Origin of the sequence: Dasania sp. GY-MA-18, assembly GCF_024734385.1 — a bacterium.
Classification (GTDB): Bacteria; Pseudomonadota; Gammaproteobacteria; order Pseudomonadales; family Dasaniaceae; genus Dasania; species Dasania phycosphaerae.
Genome location: NZ_JANHAP010000006.1, coordinates 53,792 through 74,296, shown reverse-complemented (window position 1 = coordinate 74,296; position 20,505 = coordinate 53,792). Strand labels below are relative to the sequence as shown.

The 20,505-nt window shown below is 46.7% G+C and carries 16 protein-coding genes; 7 read left to right on the top strand and 9 right to left on the bottom strand.

Annotation, left to right across the window (positions count from 1 at the left end):
• The first annotated feature begins 273 nt into the window (after positions 1-273).
• Both NO559_RS08645 and NO559_RS08640 read left to right on the top strand, forming a co-directional pair.
• Entirely contained in the window at positions 274-1,956 is a 1,683-nt protein-coding gene (locus NO559_RS08645; RefSeq protein WP_258331415.1) for an NAD(P)/FAD-dependent oxidoreductase, read from the top strand.
• Between the two features lie 477 nt (positions 1,957-2,433).
• On the top strand, positions 2,434-4,113 hold the full coding sequence (locus NO559_RS08640; protein WP_258331414.1) for an NAD(P)/FAD-dependent oxidoreductase: 1,680 nt from the start codon (positions 2,434-2,436) through the stop codon (positions 4,111-4,113).
• A 68-nt stretch (positions 4,114-4,181) separates the two neighbouring features.
• Here the strand turns inward: NO559_RS08640 and NO559_RS08635 are convergent, their stop codons facing one another.
• The 7 genes from NO559_RS08635 to NO559_RS08605 form a co-directional block, all read right to left on the bottom strand.
• On the bottom strand, positions 4,182-4,955 hold the full coding sequence (locus NO559_RS08635) for a nuclear transport factor 2 family protein (protein ID WP_258331413.1): 774 nt from the start codon (positions 4,953-4,955) through the stop codon (positions 4,182-4,184).
• 231 nt (positions 4,956-5,186) lie between these two features.
• The gene (locus NO559_RS08630) at positions 5,187-6,386 is read right to left on the bottom strand and encodes a saccharopine dehydrogenase family protein (RefSeq protein WP_258331412.1); all 1,200 of its coding nucleotides are present in this window, start codon (positions 6,384-6,386) and stop codon (positions 5,187-5,189) included.
• A 72-nt stretch (positions 6,387-6,458) separates the two neighbouring features.
• Positions 6,459-7,685, bottom strand: a complete 1,227-nt coding sequence (locus NO559_RS08625) for an MFS transporter (protein WP_258331411.1) — start codon at positions 7,683-7,685, stop codon at positions 6,459-6,461.
• A gap of 41 nt (positions 7,686-7,726) precedes the next feature.
• The gene (locus NO559_RS08620; RefSeq protein ID WP_258331410.1) at positions 7,727-8,461 is read right to left on the bottom strand and encodes an NTP transferase domain-containing protein; all 735 of its coding nucleotides are present in this window, start codon (positions 8,459-8,461) and stop codon (positions 7,727-7,729) included.
• 65 nt (positions 8,462-8,526) lie between these two features.
• Positions 8,527-10,044 carry an aldehyde dehydrogenase gene (locus tag NO559_RS08615; protein ID WP_258331409.1) on the bottom strand — a complete coding sequence of 506 codons (1,518 nt, stop codon included), beginning with the start codon at positions 10,042-10,044 and terminating at the stop codon, positions 8,527-8,529.
• Between the two features lie 41 nt (positions 10,045-10,085).
• Entirely contained in the window at positions 10,086-11,165 is a 1,080-nt protein-coding gene (locus tag NO559_RS08610) for an aminoglycoside phosphotransferase family protein (protein WP_258331408.1), read from the bottom strand.
• 109 nt (positions 11,166-11,274) lie between these two features.
• Positions 11,275-13,488 carry a TonB-dependent receptor gene (locus NO559_RS08605; RefSeq protein ID WP_258331407.1) on the bottom strand — a complete coding sequence of 738 codons (2,214 nt, stop codon included), beginning with the start codon at positions 13,486-13,488 and terminating at the stop codon, positions 11,275-11,277.
• Positions 13,489-13,910: 422 nt separating this feature from the next.
• Between NO559_RS08605 and NO559_RS08600 the strand changes: the two genes are divergently transcribed.
• From NO559_RS08600 to NO559_RS08580, 5 genes are all read left to right on the top strand, one after another.
• Positions 13,911-15,194 (top strand): glycosyltransferase, encoded by a 1,284-nt coding sequence (locus NO559_RS08600; protein WP_258331406.1) that lies wholly within the window; start codon positions 13,911-13,913, stop codon positions 15,192-15,194.
• A gap of 72 nt (positions 15,195-15,266) precedes the next feature.
• Positions 15,267-15,389 carry a hypothetical protein gene (locus tag NO559_RS08595; protein WP_258331405.1) on the top strand — a complete coding sequence of 41 codons (123 nt, stop codon included), beginning with the start codon at positions 15,267-15,269 and terminating at the stop codon, positions 15,387-15,389.
• A 7-nt stretch (positions 15,390-15,396) separates the two neighbouring features.
• Positions 15,397-15,777, top strand: coding sequence for a cupin domain-containing protein (locus NO559_RS08590; protein WP_258331404.1), 381 nt, complete (start codon positions 15,397-15,399; stop codon positions 15,775-15,777).
• A gap of 25 nt (positions 15,778-15,802) precedes the next feature.
• The gene (locus NO559_RS08585) at positions 15,803-16,153 is read left to right on the top strand and encodes a cupin domain-containing protein (RefSeq protein WP_258331403.1); all 351 of its coding nucleotides are present in this window, start codon (positions 15,803-15,805) and stop codon (positions 16,151-16,153) included.
• A 62-nt stretch (positions 16,154-16,215) separates the two neighbouring features.
• Complete coding sequence (locus NO559_RS08580; protein ID WP_258331402.1) at positions 16,216-16,893, top strand: TetR/AcrR family transcriptional regulator; 678 nt, start codon at positions 16,216-16,218, stop codon at positions 16,891-16,893.
• An 8-nt stretch (positions 16,894-16,901) separates the two neighbouring features.
• Here the strand turns inward: NO559_RS08580 and NO559_RS08575 are convergent, their stop codons facing one another.
• Positions 16,902-18,959 (bottom strand): TonB-dependent siderophore receptor, encoded by a 2,058-nt coding sequence (locus NO559_RS08575; RefSeq protein ID WP_258331401.1) that lies wholly within the window; start codon positions 18,957-18,959, stop codon positions 16,902-16,904.
• Between the two features lie 148 nt (positions 18,960-19,107).
• Positions 19,108-20,481 carry a sodium-dependent transporter gene (locus NO559_RS08570; RefSeq protein ID WP_258331400.1) on the bottom strand — a complete coding sequence of 458 codons (1,374 nt, stop codon included), beginning with the start codon at positions 20,479-20,481 and terminating at the stop codon, positions 19,108-19,110.
• Between the last annotated feature and the right edge of the window lie 24 nt (positions 20,482-20,505).

Sequence of the window (20,505 nt, the reverse complement as noted above, 5' to 3'; positions counted from 1 at the left end):
TCATAGATAACAGGCATACTGGCAACGGTTCCGACAACACTTCAATATCGGCCAAAAAAATTGCGCCACCCCTGATTAATATCGCTTATTAAAAAATTTGAATAGCACAGTTGATAAAACCATAACAATATCCAATAACGGCATCGCTAACTGCATTACAGCAATAACAATAATACGCTGTTTTTAGCATAGCCTATCACCCAGCCTTATAACTGCTCCCCAGGCTGGCAGCATAGTTACTAACAACAAAAATAGACTAGATAGGAGAGCCACATGGGCCGTAAATCGCGTCGCTCCGACAACCCCGCAGTAAACTTATTCAAACGTTTACAATGGGCGCATAAAACTTCAAAACAAACTGGCGTTCCTGCAGATGAGTTGCTGGACCGCCTAAAAGAACAACAAAAAATTCAACATGCTCAGCGCGCAGAGCGACGTGAATTTGTTAAACATATGGGCCTGGGGGTAGCCGCAGCCGGTGCCCTAGGCGCAGCTGCACCCAGCTTTGCCGGTAAAGGCGGCAAGCCTAAGCCGCCACCGTCTGGCAATGTAGGCGTAGCCATCATAGGCGGCGGCTTAGCCGGTTTGCGTTGTGCCCATAGGCTGCAACAATACGGCATTAGCTCAAAAATTTATGAGGCCAATACCCGCATAGGCGGCCGCTGTTTCACTACCCGTGGTTTCTTTGACAATGGTATGAACGTGGAGCGCGGCGGCGAGCTTATTTCTACCGAGCACAGTGCCACCCGCAATCTAGTGAACGCCTTAGGCTTAACATTGGAAGACGTAGGCGGCGGCGCCCTACCCGGCGGCGAAGAACTTTATTATGTTAATAACCAGCTCTACACCGAGGCACAGCTGGAAGATGACTGGCGCGATATTTATCCGTTATTTGGCAATACCGAAAGCGCTGCCCCATGGCAGCCTACTTACGACAACCACAATGCCGAGCATGTGCGTTTAGACTATATCAATGCCAATGACTGGATGGACCAGGTAGGGATAGGTGCCAACAGTAACTTTGGTCAGCTCATGCAGGCAGATCTCATTTCGGAATACGGCTTGGCTCCCGAAGAACAAACCTGTTTAAACTTGGTTTATCTGCTGGCTTGGAACTCTATTAACAACCCCTTACCGCTAGCGGGTACCGATGAACGCTACCATATCGTCGGCGGTAATGATGCCCTGGTATACGCCTTGGCCGATGAATTACCCAACGACAGCATTGTTACAGGCAAAGCCTTAACGGCCATTACCGGTGCTGCGCAAGGCCCATACACTTGCACCTTTAGTGATGGCAGCACCACCACCGCTGACAAACTCGTGTTAGCTCTGCCTTTTACCAAACTGCGTGAGGTAGATATTGCCCCAGCTATTTGGAACACCTTCTCTAGCGCCAAACAACAAGCTATTAATGAAATGAGTATAGGTGCGAACGGTAAAATACACGTACAAACTGACTCTCGCCCATGGAGCGGGGTACGCAATGTTAACGGCCACGATATACAAATGAATGGCGTCAGCTATTCCGGCGGTGATGGCTTTGTCACGGTTTGGGATACTCAGGTCAATGGCAGCACGACTGGCAGTGTGATGTGTGACTACCTAGGTGGCCACCAAGGCCGCAACCTCAGTGGCAGCCAACCCTTTAGCTCATCTAAGAGAACAGATGTTAATAAGTTCTTAGGGCAAATTGAGCCAGTATTCCCCGGCACCACTGCCGCTTATGAGAATAAAGCCCTAACCTCTAAGTGGTCTGTTAACCCTTGGTCTAAAGGTAGTTACTCCACCCCTGGCCTAGGCCAGTTCACCAGTTTCTGGGGTGCTCAATGGGAAAAAGAAACCAGCAATAATGTACACTTCTGCGGTGAGCATACTTCCGTTGAGTACTGGGGCTTCTTGCAAGGTGCTGTAGAAACAGGTGAACGAGTCGCTACTGAGATACACCAAGGCTAAGCCCATCTGGCCTAAGCTAACCGTACTATTAACCGTGCTAGAGATAGTACCGTTAAAAGCCAAATAACCTGCCTTGTTCTGCAAAGCAGGTTTTTTTATATCAAAAAACTCATCAAAAAATATTTTAATTTCAAATTATTTATTATCCGCATTTTTTAATTTCAATAGCCATAATCAAATCATAGATAAGTTATTATTAAATAAGAAAAATACCTATCAGTATCATAAAACCTAGCATAAACATGATTTTATATTATGAGTTATTTATAGCTGTTATTAAATTTTTTAATTAGCTTATATCACCCAGCTGTAACAATATCCTTGCCGCGCTAGCTAAATGCATTTCGGCAAATACAACAACAAAAAAATTGCCGTTATTTATCAACGCGTCTAAATCAGCCACGCATACGCCCCCCTAGGCTGTGTAGTTTAGTTACTAACAACAAAAACAGACTAACGAAAAGATAGGAGAGCTATATGGGCCGTAAATCACGCCGCTCAAATAACCCCATTGCGAGTTTAATAAAACGCTTGCAGTGGGCACACAACACCTCTAAGCAAACGGGTATTCCTACGGATGAATTACTTGATCGCTTAAAAGAGCAAGAAAAACTTCAACATGCACAGCGCACGGAGCGACGTGAATTTGTTAAGCACATGGGTATGGGGGTAGCTGCAGCCGGTGCCTTGGGTGCAGCCGCACCCAGCTTTGCCGGTAAAAAGCCACCACCACCGCCACCCTCAGGCAATGTGGGCGTTGCCATCATAGGCGGCGGCTTAGCCGGTTTGCGCTGTGCCCACCGCCTACAGCAATACGGTATTAGTTCAAAAATCTATGAAGCCAATACCCGTATAGGTGGCCGCTGTTTTACCACTAGAGGCTTTTTTGATAATGGTATGAATGTTGAGCGCGGTGGCGAATTAATTTCCACCGAACACAGCAACATACGTAACCTGGTTAACAATCTAGGCCTAAGCCTGGAAGATGTAGGCGGTGGCGCCTTACCCGGCGGCGAAGAGCTCTATTATGTTAACAACCAATTTTATACCGAGGCTCAGCTGACCAGTGATTGGGGTAATATACACAACATTTTTGGTAATACCGAAAGTGCCGCCCCCTGGCAGCCCACTTACGACAGCCACAACGCCGAGCATGTGCGCTTAGACCATATCAATGTTAATGATTGGTTAGATGAAGTAGGCATAGGCGCCAACAGTAACTTTGGCCAACTTATGCAGGCCGATGTAATCTCGGAATACGGCTTAGCCCCCGAAGAGCAAACCTGTTTAAACTTGGTTTACCTCATGGCATGGAACTCAATTAACAATCCACTGCCTATTGCCGGTACGGATGAGCGCTACCATATAGTAGGCGGCAACGACTCGCTGGTGTATGCCATGGCTGATGACCTGCCTACCGATACTATAGAAACGGGTCGCGCCTTAACCGCTATTAGCGGTGACGCGCAAGGTCCATATACCTGCACCTTCGATGATGGCAGTACCACCACCGCTGATAAACTGGTATTGGCTCTGCCCTTTACCAAGCTACGCGAAGTGGATATAGCACCTGCCATCTGGAACACCTTCTCCAGTGCCAAGCAGCAAGCTATTAATGAAATGAGCATAGGCGCTAACGGTAAGATACACATACAAACTGATTCACGCCCATGGGATGCTGTTCGCAATATTAATGGCCACGACATACAAATGAATGGCGTTAGTTATTCAGGCGGCGATGGTTTTGTAACCGTATGGGATACTCAGGTAACCAGCGGCACCACCGGCAGTGTTATGTGTGATTACCTAGGTGGTCATCAAGGTCGTAACCTCAGCGGCAACCAGCCGTTTGGCAATGCCAGCAACCCTAATGTCAATAACTTCCTAAGCCAAATAGAGCCTGTATTCCCTGGCACTACTGCGGCTTACGATAATAAAGCCTTAAAATCTAAGTGGACAGTAAACCCCTGGTCTAAAGGTAGTTACGCTACCCCAGGCCTAGGCCAGTTCACTAGCTTCTGGGGTGCGCAATGGGAAAAAGAAACCACAAACAATGTACACTTCTGCGGTGAGCACACCTCGGTAGAGTACTGGGGCTTCTTGCAGGGCGCGATAGAAACAGGTGAGCGCGCTGCCACGGAAATTTTCCAAAGCTAAGCTATTAACCTTATAAACCCATCACCAAACCCGGCTTATCACCAGCCGGGTTTTTTTATGGGGTTAACTCAAGCTTGTATGTTTTTTAAATAGGCTTTAGGTGTTAAACCAGTAAACTGCTTAAAAAACTTATAAAAAGTGGAGCTGGAATTAAACCCCACCTGTAAGGCAACATCGCTAATATTACGATTTGAGTCTTGCTGTAATAACAGCAACAAATGCTCTATGCGTGATAAATTCACATACTCATAAAAGCTTTTTTGCAGGCCATTATTCAGGGCATAGGAGATTTGATTGCGGGTATAGCCGGTAGCTTGAGCTACCTGGGCTAAATTTAGCCGGCTATCTAAATAGGGTTGGTGCTTTTCAAAATAATCACTTAAATCCTGCAGCAGTATTTGCAAGCGGCTATCGTCCAAGCCTATTTTGCCTTTTTGGGTACTGCTTAACTCCTCTTGCGAACGCATTAAGGATGAGTATTCATTAATGCGAATTATCTTGCCATCCTGCACCGTTAAGGCCTCGCTAGAACGATAATGATAGGCCTTGTTATTGGCACGTTTAATAGAATATTGGTATTGAATGAATGCTGTATCGCCATCCACGCGAATGCGATCGGTATGCTGCAAAGTGACTTGGCTAGGGGTAAGCAAGGTAAAGCTAAGGTAATCGGCTAACTCGTCGCGGGTAATCTCTATGTTATTAAGGTAATCAAAATAACGTATATCGGGGTGATACAAGGACATAATGCCAGCGATATCACCCTGTAACCAATACTGGTGGTGGCGGCTCACTATAGCTAGGGTTTGCTCGCTCGCTGAATTATCTGTGTGCTTTGCCATACCGCCCTTTGCCGCTTAGTTTTGAAGCCTGAGAGTTAAACTACTGGGCGACAAATTCTATGCTAAAGGCAGCATAAAGCAAATGGCTAAAATATAACCATAAAAAATCCCACCACAATCGGCACGGTATAAATAAGCTCAACAAGTATTGCCCCCCGCATTACTTATTTTCTTATTGTTACAATACCGCTATGACTGGGTGGGATTGAAACTGCTTACGCAACTAAGCGCTTATAACTCTTCGATGATATTCGTTTCAATTTCAACGTGAAAACGTCTGCGTTTCACTTCCTTAAAATACTCCTCAACATCGTAATATTCTTCAGGGCCCCAGACTCCGGGCTTTAAAGCATTGCGTAATAATAACTGCGCACCTATAGACACATTCATAGAGGTAGCGGCGTCGTTATAGGCATCGTATAAAGGGTCCGGCTTAGATGAGACTACGCACTTAACCCGCGTTTTTTTACCGTCCTTAATACCCTCGCCTATAGCAAAGTGGATTTCGTAGCCTTCCTGCTCAGGGATTTTATCTTTATTGCGCTCTATATTGCGGCGTATTACCGCCTGCAAATATTCCACCGGTTTAATATCTACACCTTTGATATTGATAGGATCATCAAAATCACCAAAGCCGGCCTTAACTATACCCACCCAGGCTTCGTGCTCACGAGCGGGTAGCGATAGCTTCCAGGTAAACTCTTTAATGCCTTTATCGGCAAAGCCATGCGCAAAAGGCACGGTTAGCGGCTCAGAATGCTGCGAGTAAATAAATTCCGTTCTACCCCAGGGCTCAGGCAAATCGATAATTTCATTACCGGTTTGCGGCCCCACTTCACGTAAAGCACCGTCTAAAAACTGCTGGCTATTGTTAGCGTATTCGCCCAATACCGTAGACTCGCTATAAGGCGGCACCAGTACGGGGTTTTCTGGCCCTTCAATTTCAGCAGCCCAGTACAAGTTGATTTTATCGATAGTATCTAAGCGCTCAGCCACAGCCTTACAGGTCATGTTGGACATACCGGGGTCGGCACCTAAACCTAATACCGCCGTCACCCCTGCTTTTTCCCACTCGGCATGCTCTTTCTTTTGCTTAACCGTATACACACCCATGCCACCGTAATCCACATAAGGGGTTTTAGCCTCTAAACAATAATGGAAAATATCCATTTGATAACCAGCAAAAGTCGGCACCGCATTAATACAGATATCCGCATTGCGCAGCAACTCCATGGTGGCCTCTTTATTGGTGACATCAAGAATCACCGAGCTAATACGATCATCGTTTAACTCCGTTAACAACTCATCCATACGCTGCGGCGAAACATCAGCTACCACTAGGCTCTCTACCCCTGAAGACAATTCAGAAACCAGATCCCTAACCGTGCCGGAACCCATAAGGCCAGCGCCACCTAAAATTACAATATTCATCTACAACCTCTTATCTCATTATTTTAATTAAAAACAAAAACCATAGCGCCGGTAGCAGCACTACATTGCTACTTAAACCGTCTTCTTTAAAGCACTGCTATTCAAAGTCCCCAATGCAATTAAGGCACATAACAAAGTAAGGCCCACCACACCGGCAGCCACCCAACCCATTAACATATAGCCACCGGCGTCTAAAATATAACCGGAAATAACCGGTGCCACTGCTGAGCCAGCAATCAGTAAACCACCCGATGCCGCCACTATGCGGCCATCTTTATCCAGCTCGGCAGCCAAAGAAGTTAAGTAGGCTAAAGAATAAAAATAACTAATAGAAATCAACGAGACGGTTGCGGTATACAAGGCCACAGAATCGGTGGATAGCAATACCATTACCGTGACTAAGCCTGAGCCCATTACACCAATAATCACTGGGATTTTTAGGCCAAAACGTGAGCCCATTAATGTGGCCATAACCGGCCCCAATAAACCCAACACCGCCTGCAGCGACAGTAAATTACCCACCTCTGCTGATGTATAGCCCACTCCCGCCCCTATGCGCTCTACAAAAGCCCAGGACATGGTGTCGCGCATTTGAAAGCAAAACATCGCCAGCATCATCACTATGCCCGCCAAGGAAAACAGCTGTTTATTATTAGCGCTGGCAACGGCTTCGGATTGTACGCTGGCGTTAGGGTGTTGCGGCAAACCTAATAATAAAATACTAACCACGGCTATGGTTGCCGCCAATGCACCATAGCTACCCTGGTAGCCATACATATCGCCTACCCGCGCAAAAATCATCATTAGGGCCACCATGATCACCACAAAAAAGATGGACATATGCGCTGCCATTTTTTCGGGATTTTTAGAGCTGGCTACCGTAGCGTTGCCCGCCGCCAGTGCCAAGCCACAACCCAGACCGGCAATGGCGCGACACAACATTAGCAATTCGTAAGACAAGCTGGTCATGCTCACCACATTAGCGGCTATGGCCAAAGCCGCGCCACTCATGGCCAAAGTACGCCGCGGCAAACGACCTATCCAGGGAGCTACCGCAAACGAGCCTATAGTGACACAAACTAATTCTGCACTACCCAGCCAACCGGCTTGGCTACCAGTCAATCCCAAAGAACTCATGGTCGCACCGATTAAAAAAGGCAACACCAATAAAGACAACATGCCTATGCCATAGGCTGCAGCCGCAGCACCTAAGGTGGCGGGCCAGTCATCCGGCAGCGAGTCTTTTAACAAACCATTTTTTTGTACCGATATATCGCCGCTATTTTCTAAGGTATTCATGGGGGCACCTATTCTTTATTATTCAATGAGCCCAGCAAGCATTAAGCCAATAAGCTTTCTACTTCTGCCAACTCTGCTTTGGTATTAATGCCTAATACTTCCTGTGGATCGCCTTCCACAAAGGCACAGCTAAGGCCTTTGCTTTTCGCAATGGCAACAACATCGGTTAAGTAATACTCACCTTTAGAATTATCATTAGTGATCGCATCTAACAACTCAAAAAGATATTGGCCGTCAAAAGCCATGACCCCGGAGTTACATAGGTTGGAAGCTTTTAACTGCTCGTCACAATCAACAAATTCAACAATAGCTTCCAGCTCACCATCGGCCCCCTCTTTTAAGCGGCCATATTGCAAAGGGTCATCGGGACGAAAACCTAATACCACTACCGCTGGGTTGGCAGCACGATGACGCTCGTCTAATAAACGTTGCAAAGTAGCAGTGGTAATTAAAGGGGTATCGCCATAAACCACTAAGACATCACCGTGAAAATCTTCCAGCATAGCTCTGGCCGCTTTTACCGCATCACCTGTGCCCGACTGCTGATGTTGTATAGCCGTTAACCGCGGCGCCACACAGGCTTTTACGTTATCCATATCGGGGCCTATAACCACTACGCACTTATCGGGGTTAATACCATCTACCGCTGTTAATAAATGGCTAATTAAAGGCCGGCCTTTTAAAGGCTGTAACACCTTGGGTAAATCCGACTGCATGCGCGTGCCCTTACCCGCGCCTAACACCACTACGGCGACTTCTGCTTGTTGCTGACTCATAACAATTCTTCTTTCAATTCTTATTAATGATTCGTATTCGGCTTTTGCTGATAACCAGCACCTAGCTAGGCATCGGGGTGAAAAGCTGAATCCGGATAGGGATACCACCAGTCGTGCATAATGGGGTCGGCATCCTGTATTACCATTTTGCTCTGGCGGAAAGCGTTCAAGCCTTCACGGCCCAACTCGCGGCCCAAGCCCGACATTTTGGCACCACCAAAAGGCAAGGCATCGTTATCTATCATGGGGTTATTCACCCACACCATGCCGGTTTGTAATTGTTCGGTGGCTTTAGTGGCCTCTTTAAAATCATTAGTAAAAATACAGGCACCTAAACCAAACTGTGAGTCGTTGGCTTTAGCTATAGCCTCGTCCACATCTTTTACTCGACAAATTGCCGCTACCGGGCCAAATACTTCCGAGTTCATAATCTCCATATCCGGTGTCACATCGGTCAAAATAGTGGGTTCGTAGTAAGCGCCCTTATCAAATCCATCCGGGATTTTACCGCCGCATACAACAGTTGCACCTTGGGCTACGGTTTTATCTACCAGATTTTTAATTCTATCTCTGGCTGCAACATTAACTACTGGGCCTATCTCGGCCTTACTTAAACCGTGGCCTATACGCAGCGCTTTGGCACGTTTGGCAAAGGCCTCTACAAATTCATCATGTATGGCGTCCACCACAAAAAAACGTTCCGCAGAGGTACAGACCTGACCACTTAAATGAAATGCTGCACAAATACTGCCCGCAGCTGCAATTTCTATATCGGCAGATTCGGCAATAATCATGGCATCGTTACCGCCAGCCTCTATCACTGCGGGTTTCATTGCTTCGGCACAGGCGATATTGACCTTGCGACCAACAGCAACACTACCGGTAAAGGCAACGGCGTGGGTTAAGTCAGAAGCTACTAAGTGGCTACCCACACTGGCGTTGCCGGTTAAGCAGGCTGCCAAACCCTCTGGCAATACTTTAAAGTGATCCATAAACATCAACGAGCTAATAGATGTAGCCTCGGCAGGCTTCATCACAAACGCATTACCGCAAGCCAAGGAAGCCGCTGCAGTCCAGGCGAATAATAAAATGGGGAAATTAAACGGCATAATATGCACACTCACCCCTAAAGGTTCGTAGCGGCAGTATTGAAAAGAGCCTATCTGGGTAGTACCAGCTATATGGCCACCATCGTCACGAGCCATTTCTGCCATATAGCGAAATATGGGGCCCACGTTGGCAATTTCACCCAACGCCTCGGGATAGGGCTTGCCCATTTCTAAGCTCATAGCCTCAGCTACTGGCTGGTGATTAGCATGCTCTATGGAGTCGGCAATTTTATGTAAATACGCGGCGCGGGTTTTCGCATCGGTATTGGCCCATTTTTTTTGTGCAGTATTGGCAATTTTTAAAACATGATCAATTTCTTGTTCAGTGGGGCTAACAATTTCCGACACCTGCTCTTCGGTGGCAGGGTTAATCACCGGGATACGCACATCTGATACTGAATCATGCAAGGCATTGTTATAAAAAATCTTGCCAGCACATTCGATTAAACCGTTTCTTTTTTCACTGTTGTTCATGGCGCTACTTCCTATCAGTACATCTTTAACTTTTAATGAATTTATAATGTTTCGCAGAGCATGCCTTTGAGTATACGGGCATCAAACTGCAGTGGTGCAGAAACAAAACCAGGGTGGTTTCTATCTAGCCATTCCGCTAACGGTTTCATCTCTGGCTTTAATAAGGAATGCTCCAATAAACGTTGCACTCTGGGTAAATAATCTAAGTAATGTGATTTGCCATCACGAACACAAAGACGCACAAAAATACCCACAATCTTAATATGGCGGTGAGCACCTAATACGTTGTAGTCATAATGAAAATCGGCTGCCTGTTGCGGGCCAAAATCTTTGAGATAGCCTTCTATTAAACGCTGCGCCATAGCTTGGTCCACATCACGCCTGGCATCCTCAAATAAAGACACCATGTCATAAGCCCGCGAACCTATTAGTGCATCCTGAAAATCTAATAAGCCGCAACTATTCAAGCCGCTTTCACCGGCTATCACCATCAAATTATCAACGTGATAATCGCGTAAAATCATGCATTCATTATCAGTAGCAACCTGGGCCAGAAGTTGATCCCAGATAGCCATATATTCACGGCGTAAATTATCGGAAATTTGACCGCCGGTTCTGGCGGGCCAATACCAATCAATAAATAAAGACGCCTCATCCTGATAATAACCCTGGTCATAGCGTGGGATATCAATTTGCTTAATGTCCAAGCGCTGATGTAAACGCGCCAAGGCATCTATAGCCAATTGATATAATGGCTCTGCCTGTTCACCAGCATCTAATAACTGGGTATACGTTTGATTGCCGAAATCTTCGATAATGGCAAAGCCATTGATTTGATCTAAGGCATAAATTTTAGGGGCTCGTAAACCGGCACTTAACAGGTATTGAGCCACCTTGATATAACTATCCATATCTTCGCTGTCGGGCGGAGAATCCATCAGCAGCACCGACTGGCCATTATGGCTAAGGCGAAAATATCGACGAAAAGAGGCATCGGCGCTTAGCGCTACTAGCCGCCAATCGCAGTAACGAGTTTCTGCTAAAAAGGCCGCTCTTAAAACAGATCGCTGCTCAGCATTACTCTCGCTAGCAGCGACCACTACATTGCTTTTAGCACACATATGCACTCCAAAAAATACGGGGTAAAAAAGCTGCACCCAAAGGTGCAGCTAAACTAGTCATACAGACCTAGGGGGATAAGCCTAACTATTTAAACTAGAACAGTACTCTCTAGAAACGATATTGGGCTTGTATGCCTGCCCAGCGTGGTGGGCCGTAAACTTCTAGTGAGTAACCAAAGTCCGTTTCTAGATCGAAAGCGTAGGTACGGTACTCTTTATCACCCGCATTTTTAACAAATGCAGCTACGTCCCAGTTTTCAGTGGTGTAACTCACTCTAGCGTTCCAAATGGAGTAAGAGCTAGTCATCGCCAAATCACTATTTTCTGTACCTAACTGCTGCTCATCGATATATTGACCATCAACCTGCACGGCAAACTCAGCGCCATCACTTAAATCCCAGCCCTTTCTAATTAGCAAGTTGGCCGTTAAATCTGGTGATGTAGTTTTGTCTTGGTCCTCTACAGTAACACCGTCACGGAATGTGACGTCTTCAACTTCGGCATCGAGGATTGCCACACCCAGTGATATATCCCATCCCTCAGAAGGAGAAACATACAACTCAATTTCACCACCGGTTACAGTAGCATCATTGTTTACCACTACAGATGTTAGGCCAACAAAAACAAATCCTTGATAGTCTTCATAATCATATTGGAAAGCACTAGCATTCAGCCGTACCTTGCCATCCCACCACTCAGACTTAATACCAATTTCATAGCTAGTTAATATTTCTGGTTCGTAGCTCATAGCTGGCTCAGCCAACAAGCCATCCAAAGGAGCAGTAAAACCGCCGCCTTTCATGCCTCTACTAACACCAGCATATAGAAGAACATCATCAACCATGCGGTAATCTAATTGTAACTTTCCTGAATAATCTTCATCGTGGCGCTCAAAGTTTTGCTCACCCGGCAAGGTTAAAACCACATCAGCTCCGAAGCTTTCAAGATATGCACAGTCTACGCCCGTACCAGGGCCAACAGAGTTAGGACCAAAGACATCCTTGGCAGCCTGCAAAGTTGTTTCTAAACATTGACTAGTAATATCAAATTCTTTTTCATCATCAGTCCAACGTAAACCTGCTGTAAGCAATAATGAATCCGTCAAATCATATTCTATTTGACCAAAAATAGAGTACGACTCTGTGCTAAGCGTATAATCATTTTTTGGATTACCACCAAAAGAAGGAATATTAATTTGCGAGGAATAAACACCATCAATATTTAAGTAATATAAACCTGCCTGCCATTTTAATCCTTCAGACTCGCCATTTAAGCGCAACTCTTGCGAAAATTGCTCTACATCTGCGGCAGCGTCATACCATAAGTAAGCATCTGGGCCACCATCTGAATCTTCTAAATAATATTTATCAATTTTTTGAAAATCAGTGATAGACGTCACTGTAAATGCTTTAGTGTCTATTACCACTGTTTGCATAATACCGTGCGAGTCTTTGTCTACCTCACCCTCTACATCTGGTGCGCCTTCATTAGCCTTGGGATAATCATTACCACGGCCAGTATAATCAACTCCTGAAGGCGTGATACGATCATATATACCGCCCGTAGCGTGGTCAGTAACATTCTGCCATGCAGACCAATTTACCGTGGCATTATCACCTGCTCTAAATTCTAACTGGCCACGCCAGCTCATATAATCACGCGAACGAAGATCATCGCCAGCACCTTTGTTTTCAAAGTATCCATCAGCACTTTCCTGCAGCACAGATAAACGACCTAAAACATTCTCAGCCAGCGGGCCACTCACCGCAGCTTCAAAACGACGCTGATCAAAATCACCTAGCGTTACATCAACATAACCTTCAAACTCTTCGGTAGGCTTTTTATTGATGATATGCATCAAGCCACCGGTAGCGTTACGCCCAAACAAGGTACCCTGTGGGCCACGCAGAACTTCTACCCGCTCCACATCAAACATTTGGAAACCTGCCGCACCGGTACTGGCAATATACACACCATCTATATACATAGCGGTAGGAGCCTCTTGGTGATCGGCAAAGTCATTTTGCCCCACACCACGCACTGAGAATATAGATACGGTAGAGTCACCGGCAAAAGAAGCCGTTACCAAGCCCGGCGTTTGCGCAGCTATGTCCTCACTGTTATTCCAGCCCAAGGCACGGGTTTGCTTGCCCGTAAATGCCGAGACAGACACACCCACATCCTGTAAGTTTTGCTCGCGCTTTTGCGCGGTTACTACAACCTCTTCCAAAATGGCCGCATTCAATTGCGTAGCCATGCCAGCCGCAGACAATGCAGCTATAGCCAAGCCCAGCGGCTTGCGTGTTTTAGTTAGGAAACTCATAGAACTCTCCAATTTTATTGTTATTCATCGGTGGTTGTTACAGCGCTGCACTGCAACTTACTTACTCAGATAACCAAGCGACTGATAGTTTATTGAAATAATTATTACAACGAACTAAATACTACCCATCTACTTTCCCGCATTCAAGGATTAATTACATCTAAAAAACAGAAACCCTTATATCGAATCAGAATAAAAACCACCAAAACAACAACAAAAACCGCAAAAAACACCCAAAAACAGTGGCTTAGCTCACAAACACACAGACAAACAACCAGTAACAACAATGTAGACAAACAACTTAACTAAATAGTATATTGAACTAGAAATTACATATAACCCCACTATTACAAGCAGGGAATAGCCTAAAGGCCACCCCCTATTTATAATAACGAACTAGATAAGAAGCACTGGAGAGCACCATGAGCAGCGGTAAAACTATTGCCTTTTTCCCCGAGGCCGCCTTTGGCCCAGCCCTAAACTGTGTAGGCATAGCCCAAGAGTTACGCAAAATGGGACATAACCCGGTTTTTATTTGCGACAAGGGCTTTAGCGGCGTATTTGCCGAATACGGCTTTGAAGAGTACCCAGTGAATATGTCGGGTGATATGAGTGACGAAGACGTAGCCAAATACTGGGATAATTTTATCGCCCAACATCTACCTCATTTTAAATACTCCCCACTTAAACAAGTCGAAGCCTATGTAGCGCCGGTATGGGATGCCATCGTCGACTCCGCCATATGCGCCGAGCCCGATTTACAAATGCAGCTGGCTAAAATCAAACCCGACCTTATCTGTGTAGACAATGTTATTTTGTTCCCTGCTATTAAAAAGGCCGGCTGCCCATGGGTAAGAATTATTTCTTGCTCCGAAAATGAAGTCACCGACCCCATGGTGCCGCCGCATTTATCAGGCTGCTCGCAGGGCGATTACGAGGGCTACAAGGCCTTTGAGGCAGAATTTGAGCGCTGCGTGGCCGCCTCACACAACCGGTTTAATGCGTTTTTAAAACAACAAGGTGAAGCCCCCTACCCCATGGGCGAGTTTTTTGAAGTCTCCCCCACCATGAACTTTTTGCTTTACCCCAAGCCTTTAGCTTTTAAGCGCGAAACCCCGCTATCAGAAGATCAATTCACCTATTTAGAAGGCTGCGTAAGAGATGAGGGCGTTTATGAAGTGCCTAGCTTCCCCGCCGAGTACCAAGATAAGCCGCTTATTTATGTAGCCTTTGGCTCGCTGGGCGACTCCGATGTAGAGCTATACCAACGCATGCTGGCAGCCTTTGCCAATATGCCCTACCGCTTCTTAATGAAAGTGGGCGAGGACTTAAGCCCTTATAACAAACCCGCCAACGTACACCTGCAAGGCTGGTATCCGCAGCCTGCTGTGGTACCTCACGCTGATTTATTTATCCACCACGGTGGCAACAACAGCTTTAACGAGGCGCTATATTTCGGCAAGCCCGCCATCATCATGCCCTACTGCTGGGACGGCCACGATAACGCCACCCGCATAGAAGACACTGGCTATGGCCGCAAACTGCCACGCTACGACTGGACCGAGCAGCAATTAGCCAAAGCTATCGACGACTGCCTGACCAACCAAAGCATACAAGCCAAGCTACCACCACTAAAAGAACATATGCAAAAAGCACAAGGCGGTGAAAAAGCAGCGCAAGTGATTAACGAAATACTAAATCGCTAACGCACAAATAGTGCAAAGCTGTCATTACGGCAGTGGCTTAGCCACAATCCACACAGCCAAATGGATGCAGACATGACAACAAAAAGTGCACTATTTACCCAACAGTACCGTCATTGCGGCAGTGTGTTAGCCGCAATCCACAAACTAATTATAAATACCGGCACAGGCCGTTACTACCAACACCAAACAGAGTAACAACATAATGAGCGAAGCTATTAGCGCCCAAGGCGAACACTGCAAAGTGATTTACAACGTAGACCAAATCGCCAGCGAGCAACTCACCGACTGGGGCGACCAGCCCGATTGCATAGAAGGGCAATCAAAATCCCGCGGCATACTGTTATACAAAGGCCCCGATAACAAACCCGAATCAGGCTTTTGGGAATGCACCCCCGGCACCTGGCCACTAAGCATACCCCGCGACGAGTTTTGCCACTTTATTCAAGGTGAGGCCACCTACACCTCTACCGACGGCGAAGTGATAGAAGTACGCGCCGGTACCTGCATACACTTTAACGCCGGCTGGACCGGCACCTGCGTCGTCAAAAAGACCATACGCAACCTCTATATGCTCACCGCATAATTATTAGCCATTAAGGAAGTAAACCATGACAACATCTGCATCTGTATTACATAAGCCTAACGAAGTCACCGATGTGAAGGATTGGGGCACTGTACCCACCATGATAGAAGGCGTCTCTAAAGTAACTGGCGTATTACTACACAAAGGCCCTAACGGCGAATCAGAAACCGGCGTGTGGATATGCACCCCCGGCTACTGGAACTGCCATGTAACCAGCGACGAGTTCTGCCACTTTATGGAAGGTCGCGCCACCTACGTACACGAGTCTGGCGAGGTGATAGAAATCACCCCCAACACTGCCGCCTTCTTCCCCAAAGACTGGAAAGGCACCTGCCGGGTACATGAGACCATACGAAAAACCTACATGATTAGATAATCCTGCCTTAGGCCGGTATGATAAGCCCCTTATCTACCGGCCTTTTTATTTGAGGATATAACGTGACCAGCACCACGGCTGACAAGAAGAGCGGCAAAGCTGCCACTAAAACAAGCGGCAAACAGAGCAGCAAAGAAAAAGCCACCCGCCCCGCCGCCAGAAAAAAAGGCGAAAAGACCCGCCAGGCCATTATTGATGAAGCGCGACGTATTTTAGTGGACGAAGGCTACGAAAATTTTGTGCTGCGCCGCATCGCCAAAAACATAGGCATACAGCCCGGCAATATTCAGTACTACTACGCCACCAAAAAAGAATTACTGTGGGAAGTGCTCACTCCCGAGATAGACAAATACGCCAACACCTACGAAGCCGTCACCCAACACGGCAGCAGCAAGTCAGCCAAAATATTAGCCGCCGTAGACTTTCTACTCAACGACATCAAAATAAAATCCACCTGTAATATTTGGTTTACGGTATGGGCCTTGGCGCAACATGACGATGAAGTCGCTGAAATCATGGAAAGGTTTTACGATTTCTATATTACAGCACTGGCTAAGCTGCTACTTAGCTGCGACAGCAATATGTCCATGCATCGCGCTCGCCACCTGGCCCGCATTATTACCGCGCTAATGGACGGCATGACCAACCAAATAGGCTATGGCAAACCGCACCACCCCGATACAGAAGGTTTAGAAAACGAGCTGCGCACCTCTATATTGCATCTGGTTAATTTAGATTAAGCGCGCCTTTAAAAGCGCCCCGTTAAACTTAACTGCCACTCCCGCGTGCTGTACAAATCAGCGCGCTCTGTGCGTGTGATTAACTGCTCAGCCACTAGCCCACGCTGGCGCTGCCTACTCGATTGATTCTCTAATAAGCCATTGCCTTCCAGACGCAACACCAGGCCTTTAGCTAATTGATACTCCACAAAAGCATTCATATTCAGCAGGCTGGACTGGCGCTGTAATACATCTATATCCTGCAGCTCCACTGGGCCGGTGCCGATTAACTCGGCGCCATAGGATAACGCCGTACTTATCATGTCGTGCCTAAAACCCACACGCCAATCGTAATCGGGCTTTTCATTAATCGCACGCTGCTGGCCACTAAAGGGATCAGTGGTTTCACTATGTTTAGCCGTATACTCTGCACTTACAATCGCCTCGGGCAAGCCCAACCAAGCCAGGCGCACACTGCCAGAGAGCTTGGCACCATATAGCTTGGCCTCACCTATATTGCCCACCGCCGAGCGCCCCTCGCGCACGGCTACGGTGCTGATATGTTCGTCTATGTCGTTATAAAAGACTTTCGCCTCTACCGTGCCGTTATCATTGGGCAGTTGGTACTCGTAGCTAAGGTCTAACTCCCAGGCGATTTCCGGTTGCAGCTCGGGGTTACCAAAATCCAGCCTATCTAACTCGGTATCATAGGAAGGTACAAAATCACTAAACTCTAGCTGGCTAACACTGCGCTCCAACTGCAGCCGCAATTGCTCAGCCGAGCTGAGGCTGTAGCGCACATCAAAGCGTGGCTTTACATAATTAAAATCCCTGCGGTTTTCATAACTGCCCGCCTCTTGCTCTATGCGGCTGCGTTCATAGTTAAAACCACTTTCTATACTCCATACTGAACTGGGTGACCAAAAATGAGTAATAAAAAATTCCTGCCTAAACTCCGTCACCAAAGATTGGGCATTACCCACATCAACAGGAGTTAATTGCCCCGCATTATTAGCAAGTAACAAATCAAAATCTGTGTCCAGGATATTTTCAGCTAACTCCACCCCCAGCTCTATGCTATGTAGCCTATAAGCCTGCCACAACAACGAGCTTCTGATTATAGCTTCGGTATCTATTACATCCGCACTATCGCTGCTATTTATCACCTTGCCGCTATTATCCAAACGATATTGCTGCTGTTGTGTTTGCTCATGCAGGTAACTGTAAATAGCGATGTTTTTTAGGCTTAACTGTTTTGACAAGGCATGCGAGTAATCCAGCCCCAGCTCCCACTGATCACTACTATCAGGTGACTCAAGTAACTCGCTGTAAGCCTCGACCTGATCCCCCAAAGCATTAACTACTTTGCGTCGGCTAAGCTCCCGCAAATAATCTTTTTGGCTGGCCAATAATGCATTAACACGCAACTCATCACCACCATCGAAACCATAAATCACATTAGCCGATAATTGATACTTCTCCATATCAAAGGCCGATTTATTACGGCGCTGCTCATTTAATTCAGACTGACTATGGAAAAAGTTTTCATCTATATAATCGGCGCTATAAACCGATTCCAATTCAGCGCCAATAAAATACTGCATGCCTCCCAACTCATTGCTGTAAGAAAGTTCTGCCGCAGGATTGCTGTGGCCATCATCATAAAAATAATTTGCCAGCCGCCATGATCCCACTCCCTCAGCCACAGTTTCACTCGTTATTACATTAACCAGCAAGCCATCTGAGCGCACCCCCAAGGAGGCATCGGTAGAGCGTATCAACTCCACCCTGCTAAGACGTTCAACGGGTATACGATTCAAGGCGGCTGACAACTCATTAGCCTTACCCGCAATACGCTTGCCATTAATTAAAATTTGATCGCCACCAGAACCTATACCGCGCTTTTCCTCCTGCTCGGCATCCAGTAACTTTTCTACGCCAGGTATACGACGCAATACATCCTCAGCATTAACCGCATTGTATTTGCTAAAAAATGCCTGCTCATATACCACTACATCACCGTTACTTTCAGCGGCCCACACATGGCCAACTAGGCCATAAGCGATCAACGACAAAACAACAGGCAAAAAGAATCTCACTGCAGGCAACCGTAGCGGCATTGCACACCTCAACAAAATAGAAATAGAGTTTAAAAAATACCGGCTTAAAAAAGCCGGCAAGGGGAGACCATGGATCACATGGATATAAAATAGAGAGCTACATAAGCGCTAACACCTAGTTAGTCAGCATGCTGTAGCATAGCAATGACAGCACCACCGGCACCAAAAAGCGTACTGAATACAACCACAACTTATAACCCAACTGAGTTTCGCTGGACGACAACTCTTGCGCGGTCATTTTTTTGGTCATCACCCAGCCTACAAAAATAGCGATACCTGTGCCTATGACTGGCGCAGCAATTCTAGTTGTCACAAAATCATAAAGATCAAAAAAGGTTTTGCCTTCAAAGTAAGTAAACATACCCAAGGGATGTACATCGGCCAATAAGTTAAAGGAAAACACACATAGCAAACCTAAAGACCACACCAAAGCACCTGCAATATACACAGATTTTTTGCGCGACCACTGCCATAAATCGCTAAACCAGGCCACGGGTGCTTCTAACATACTCAGTGATGAAGTCAGCGCCGCAAAACTTAGTAGTAAGAAAAACAAAGCCCCTAAAATTGCCCCGCCACTCACCGAGCCAAACACTATAGGCAAAGTCATAAACACTAGGCCGGGGCCACCGTCAGGCTCTAAACCATAGGAGAAAATAATCGGGAAGATAGCCAAGCCAGCTAATAGCGCCACCAAAGTATCGGCCCCCACTATCACTGCACAAGAACTGGGGATATTGATATCCTTTTTCAAATACGCGCCATAGGCCATTAAATTGGTATAGCCCACACTTACCGAAAAGAACGCCTGGCCAAAAGCATCTAATACTATCGCAGGGGTAATGCGAGAAAAGTCCGGGTTAAACAAAAAGCTCAGCGCTTTAATAAACTCACCGGTGATCGCCGAGTAAAGCACCATAGCTACCAGCATTATTAACAAGGTAGGCATTAGTAACTTGACTGTGCGCTCCACACCGCCCTGTATACCCTTAGATGAAATAAAAACGGTAATACCTAAAAATGCCGAGAACGCTAACAACATTAACCATGGATTGGCATTAACCTCATCAAAGGCCTGGCCTAACTCCAGCCCCGACATGCCACTCATACTGCCGCTGGCCATTTTTAAAATATAGGTTAAGGTCCAGCCGCCCACCACACAGTAAAAAGCCAAAATTAATATCGCCGCAATACTGCCGCCATAGCCCATTTTTTTCCACAAGCGGCTGCCGCCAGCCTCTTGGGCAACTGCCGCAATAGCATTAGGCGGGCTGGCTTGGCCACGGCGGCCCACTAATAGCTCGGCAATTAATAAGGGTAAGGCTACGGTCAACACCGCGCCCAAGTACACCAACACAAAAGCACCGCCGCCACTCTCACCGGCGGCGTAAGGGAAGCGCCAAATATTGGCCAAGCCCACCGCCGACCCCATAGCGGCGAGCATAAAACCCCAACGGGACGACCACTGCTGTTGATTATTGTTGGACATGTTTAAGCCTACTCTCTATAAAAT